This is a genomic window from Acinetobacter sp. ANC_7634, assembly GCF_056779875.1.
Window position 1 is genome coordinate 1 of the sequence record NZ_JBWYIT010000022.1, and the last position, 5,825, is coordinate 5,825.

The following is a 5,825-nucleotide window of genomic DNA, read 5'->3' on the forward strand; positions in this document are numbered from 1 at the left end:
GCGCTAAAGTTGAAGTTTGGCATGCAAACAGCTTAGGTAACTACTCGTTCTTTGATAAGTCTCAATCTGACTTCAACTTACGTCGTACGATCTTCACGGATGCACAAGGTCAATATACAGCATTAACCACAATGCCTGTAGGTTATGGCTGCCCACCAGAAGGTACAACTCAGTTTGTATTAGACAAACTTGGTCGTCATGGTAACCGCCCTTCACACGTGCATTACTTCGTCACTGCGCCTGGCTACCGTAAATTAACTACGCAGTTCAACATCGAAGGTGATGAATACCTTTGGGATGACTTTGCATTTGCAACGCGTGATGGCTTAGTGGCAACTGCTGTAGACGTAACTGATGAAGCTGAAATTGCTCGTCGTGGTCTAAAAGGTGCGTTCAAACATATTCAATTTGACATTGAATTAGTGAAAGACGTTGAAGGTGCGCCTTCTACTGAAGTTGAACGCCGCCGCGCATCAGCTTAAATCAATTAGTCGGAATCGGGATAAGTCAATTATCCCGATGACTTCCCCTCAATTTGGAAAGTCGGAGAACGTCCATGCCACGTATTCCTGTAATTAATACCAGCCATCTAGATCGTCTTGATGAGTTACTTGTAGACAACTTTGAGACAGGTGAGTTTAAACTTCATCGTTCAGTTTTCACTGATCAAGCCCTTTTTGACCTTGAAATGAAATACATCTTTGAGGGTAATTGGGTTTACTTGGCACACGAAAGCCAAATTCCAAATAACAATGATTATTACACGACACACATCGGTCGTCAGCCAATCGTGATTGCTCGTAACCGTCAAGGCGAGCTAAATGCAATGATCAATGCGTGTTCACACCGTGGTGCACAACTTTGCCGTAACAAACGTGGTAATAAGGCTACTTATACTTGCCCATTCCATGGTTGGACATTCAATAACTCAGGCAAACTTTTAAAAGTTAAAGACCCAACAGATGCTGGTTATTCTGACTGCTTTAACAAAGAAGGATCACATGATCTTAAGAAAGTTGCACGTTTTGAAAGTTATAAAGGCTTCTTATTCGGTAGCTTAAACCCAGACGTCTTGCCATTAGAAGAATTCTTAGGTGAAACGACTAAAATTATCGATATGATCGTGGGTCAGTCTGATCAAGGTTTAGAAGTTTTACGTGGTGCCTCAACTTATACATACGAAGGAAACTGGAAACTCACTGCTGAAAATGGTGCAGATGGTTACCATGTATCTGCAGTTCACTGGAATTATGCTGCGACTACGCAACAACGTAAAGAAAAACAAGCTGGCGACAATATCCGTGCAATGAGCGCAGGATCTTGGGGTAAACAAGGCGGTGGTTCTTACGGTTTTGAAAATGGTCACATGTTGCTTTGGACACAATGGGCTAACCCTGAAGACCGCCCTAACTTCCCTAAAGCAGATGAATACTCTGAGAAATTCGGTCCTGCTATGTCGAAGTGGATGATCGAGCGCTCGCGTAACCTTTGCTTATATCCAAACGTTTATTTGATGGATCAGTTCGGTTCACAAATCCGTGTACTTCGCCCAATTGCTGTCGATAAAACTGAAGTAACAATTTACTGCATCGCACCTGTAGGTGAAGAGCCAGAAGCTCGCGCACGCCGTATTCGTCAATATGAAGATTTCTTCAATGCTTCAGGTATGGCGACACCAGATGACTTAGAAGAATTCCGTGCATGTCAAGCAGGTTATGCTGGTATCGAACTTGAGTGGAACGATATGTGCCGTGGCTCAAAGCATTGGATCAATGGCCCAGATGATGCAGCAAACGAAATTGGTCTAAAACCTAAACTTTCAGGCGTTAAAACTGAAGACGAAGGTTTATACCTTGCGCAACATCAACATTGGTTAGAAGAAATGAAACGTGCGATTAAAGCAGAACAAGCTTTAGCTGAACAAGGAGATAACGCATGAGTAACGCGAATCTTGAAGCAACTTTAGAATCAGTGAGCCAGTTCTTATTTAAAGAAGCGCGCCTACTTGATGATGAACAGTGGGATGAATGGTTAGAGTGCTATGCACCTACAGCATCGTTCTGGATGCCATCTTGGGATGACTACAATACATTAACTGAAGATCCTCAATCAGAAATCTCGTTAATTTATTATCCAGATCGTCAAGGTTTAGAGGACCGCGTGTTCCGTATCAAAACTGAACGCTCTTCTGCAACAATGCCTGATACACGTACAAGCCACAATATTAACAACATTGAAATTCTTGAACGTCATGAAGATAAGGTTGTTGTTCGTTTCAACTGGAATACTTTAAGTTACCGCTACCAAAAGTCGTACAGCTACTTCGGCATGTCACGCTACGAAATCAATTTGTCTGGTGAAAAACCACAAATTTTAAATAAATATGTGGTACTTAAAAATGATTACATCAACCAAGTAATCGACGTATATCACCTGTAATTAGTAAATAACAAGTTCAGTAACTACCAAATGGAATTTTGGTAGTTACACCAAAAAATTGTTCAAAAGATTCTTAAAGGATATTCAGCCATGTCAAACCATAATGTTGCACTTCAATTTGAAGATGGCGTAACCCGATTTATTTCAGTTGCACAAGGCGAAACGCTTTCTGACGCTGCATATCGTCAAAAGATTAATATTCCGCTGGATTGCCGTGATGGTGCATGTGGTACTTGTCGAGCTTTTTGTGAGTCTGGCAGCTATGACATGCCTGAAGAAACTTATATTGAAGATGCACTTACACCAGAAGAGGCTGAGCAAGGCTATATCTTAGCTTGTCAGTGCCGTCCTACTTCAGATGCAGTTTTCCAAATTCAAGCATCATCTGATGTATGTAAAACTCAAATTCATCAATATCAAGGTACACTTTCTCGTGTAGAAAACTTATCTGAATCTACAATTACCTTTGATATTCAACTAGACGAGGGTCAGCCAGATATCAATTTCCTTGCTGGTCAGTATGTAAATGTAGGTATTCCTGGATCAACTGAAACACGTTCATACTCTTTCAGCTCTAAGCCAGGCAACCGTTTAACCGGCTTTGTTGTTCGTAACGTTCCTAACGGTAAGATGAGTAGCTTCTTAAGCAGCGAAGCGAAAGTCGGCGAAAAAATGACATTCACTGGTCCATTTGGTAGCTTCTACTTACGTAATGTAGTACGCCCTGTAGTAATGCTTGCTGGTGGTACAGGTATTGCTCCATTTATGTCGATGCTTCAAGTATTAGAAGAAAAAGGTTCTGAACATCCAGTACGTTTAGTTTTTGGTGTAACCAATGACTTTGACCTAGTTGCTATTGAAGAACTCGACAAACTTCAAGAAAAACTTGATTGGTTTGAATACCGTACCGTAGTTGCAAACCCAGAATCTGCACACGAACGTAAAGGTTATGTGACAGGTCACATTGAAACTGAATGGCTCAACGGTGGTGATGTAGACGTTTACCTCTGTGGTCCTGTTCCTATGGTAGATGCAGTTCGTGGTTGGTTAGATGCTGAAGGCATTAAACCTGCAAACTTCTTATTCGAAAAATTCTCTGCGAATTAAAGTGGAGAGGAACATGAATCAAAGATTTGAAAATAAAATCGTAATCGTTACTGGTGCCGCTCAAGGCATCGGTCGCGGTGTTGCTCTTCAAGCAGCTAGCGAAGGTGCAAAAGTTGTACTGGCTGACCGTGCTGAATACGTGACGACAACACTTGAAGAAATTACGACTCAAGGTGGCACAGGTGTTACTGTCTTAGCTGATCTTGAAACCTATGCTGGTGCACAATCTGTTGTAAATAAAGCGATCGAGACTTATGGCCGAATTGATGTGCTGATCAACAATGTTGGTGGTGCGATTTGGATGAAACCTTTTGAAGAGTTTTCTGAAGAGGAAATTATTAAAGAGATTAATCGTTCTTTATTTCCAACTTTATGGAGTTGTCGTGCAGTTTTACCACACATGCAACACCAAAAATCTGGTGTGATCGTGAATGTATCATCTATCGCCACATGTGGAATTAACCGTCTTCCATATTCTGCGGCTAAGGGTGGTGTAAATAGTTTTACTCAATCAATGGCATTTGCACATGCTAAAGATGGTATCCGCATCAATGCTGTGGCTACAGGTGGTACTGAAGCTCCACCACGTGTAATTCCACGTAATACTTCACCACTATCTGAGCAAGATCAAGCTTGGATGCAAGAAGTGGTTGATCAAACAATTGACCGCAGCTACATGAAACGCTATGGCACTATTCAAGAACAAGTAAATGCTATTTTGTTCCTTGCTTCAGATGAGTCTTCATACATTACAGGCACAGTCGTACCTGTAGGTGGTGGTGATCAGGGTTAACCCTGATCACGGACTCTTTAAATTCACAGGATCATTGACGCAAGGAGGCAAATACAATGGCAACCCTGTTTAAAACACTAAAAGAAGATTGGTCTATTTCCGCCACTGTCGCCGGCTTTTTAGCTGTATTGATTTCATATGCCGGACCATTAATTATTTTCTTTCAAGCAGCACAACAAGCCCAAGTTTCACCAGACATGATGATTTCATGGATTTGGGGTATCTCAATTGGTGCTGCTGTAGCTGGAATTCTATTATCAATAAAGTTTAAAGTTCCTGTCATTACCGCTTGGTCGGCACCTGGTACTGCTCTGCTAGTCACACTTTTTCCAGATATATCACTGAATGAAGCAGTTGCTGCATATATCACTACAGCTGTAGTGATTTTCATCATTGGTATTACCGGATATTTCGACAAACTATTGGCTTTGATACCGCAATCAGTGGCTGCAGGAATGATGGCTGGTATCTTATGTCAGTTCGGATTCGGTCTTTTTACCGCGACTAATACCATGCCATATATTGTGTTTGGAATGCTTATTTCGTATCTGATTGCTAAGCGTTTAACACCTCGATATGCCATGCTTTTAGTATTGGCAGCTGGTATTTTCATGAGTTTAGTCCTCGGAAAATTCAATGCTGTGAATATGGAGTTTTCACTTGCAATACCCCAATTCATTGCGCCCGAGTGGACGCTTAACTCTTTTCTAAATCTTGCAGTACCTCTTATTTTAGTCAGCCTTTCTGGTCAATTTTTACCTGGCATGGCAATTTTGAAATTAAGTGGCTATGACATTCAAGCAAAACCCATTATTACCACTACCAGTATCGCATCGTTAGCTGTTGCTTGTGTGGGCGGGATCACCATTGTCCTGGCATCAATAACAGCCGCACTCTGTACAGGTAAAGATGCACATGAGCTCAAAGAGAAACGTTATATCGCAGGTATTGCGAACGGTATTTTCTATATTTTAGGTGGTTTATTTGCAGGCAGCATTGTGATGCTTTTTAGCTTACTGCCTAAAGAACTTGTTGCTGCATTAGCAGGTTTAGCACTTTTAGGTGCTATTGCTACAAATTTACACGTTGCTATGTTCCAAGAAAAGGATCGTGACGCAGCTCTCCTTACTTTCTTGGCGACTGTTTCAGGTATGCAATTTTTAGGTTTAAGTTCAGTTTTTTGGGGAATCTGTATTGGTATTTTAGCGCACGTGATTTTAACGAAGCGTCAAAATACTACCCCATCATCGTCTACATCGACCTGATCATATTAAAGGTAAATGTAGATCGTTTGTTTAGGAAGTGATTATGATTGATAAAAGCTCAGCGTCTTTAACCGAAGCCCTCTCCCAAATTAAAGACGGTTCAACCATTATGATCGGTGGGTTTGGTACTGCAGGTCAGCCTGCTGAACTCATCGATGGCTTAATTGAACTCGGTATTAAAGACTTAGTGATCGTCAACAACAACGCAGGTAATGGTGATT

At 41.4% G+C, this 5,825-nt stretch carries 7 protein-coding genes; all 7 read left to right on the forward strand.

All coding sequences use genetic code 11. The annotated features are described in order from the left end of the window. Positions 1 to 482: dioxygenase family protein (locus AC1M9A_RS14265; RefSeq protein WP_481610477.1), on the forward strand; the 482-nt coding region annotated here is incomplete at its 5' end. A 74-nt stretch (positions 483 to 556) separates the two neighbouring features. After that, positions 557 to 1,939: a benzoate 1,2-dioxygenase large subunit gene (benA, locus tag AC1M9A_RS14270; protein ID WP_035270495.1), complete on the forward strand. Its 1,383-nt coding sequence runs from the start codon at positions 557 to 559 to the stop codon at positions 1,937 to 1,939. After that, positions 1,936 to 2,439 carry a benzoate 1,2-dioxygenase small subunit gene (gene benB, locus AC1M9A_RS14275; RefSeq protein ID WP_035270498.1) on the forward strand — a complete coding sequence of 168 codons (504 nt, stop codon included), beginning with the start codon at positions 1,936 to 1,938 and terminating at the stop codon, positions 2,437 to 2,439. Before benA ends, benB begins: the two co-directional genes overlap by 4 nt. Before the next feature lie 90 nt (positions 2,440 to 2,529). Continuing rightward, positions 2,530 to 3,546 carry a benzoate 1,2-dioxygenase electron transfer component BenC gene (gene benC, locus AC1M9A_RS14280; RefSeq protein ID WP_481610478.1) on the forward strand — a complete coding sequence of 339 codons (1,017 nt, stop codon included), beginning with the start codon at positions 2,530 to 2,532 and terminating at the stop codon, positions 3,544 to 3,546. 13 nt (positions 3,547 to 3,559) lie between these two features. Next, positions 3,560 to 4,339: a 1,6-dihydroxycyclohexa-2,4-diene-1-carboxylate dehydrogenase gene (locus AC1M9A_RS14285; protein ID WP_180029081.1), complete on the forward strand. Its 780-nt coding sequence runs from the start codon at positions 3,560 to 3,562 to the stop codon at positions 4,337 to 4,339. A gap of 56 nt (positions 4,340 to 4,395) precedes the next feature. Next, on the forward strand, positions 4,396 to 5,604 hold the full coding sequence (benE, locus tag AC1M9A_RS14290) for a benzoate/H(+) symporter BenE (protein WP_481610479.1): 1,209 nt from the start codon (positions 4,396 to 4,398) through the stop codon (positions 5,602 to 5,604). Between the two features lie 43 nt (positions 5,605 to 5,647). Beyond that, on the forward strand, positions 5,648 to 5,825 hold a 178-nt coding region (locus AC1M9A_RS14295; protein WP_481592539.1), incomplete at its 3' end, for a CoA-transferase.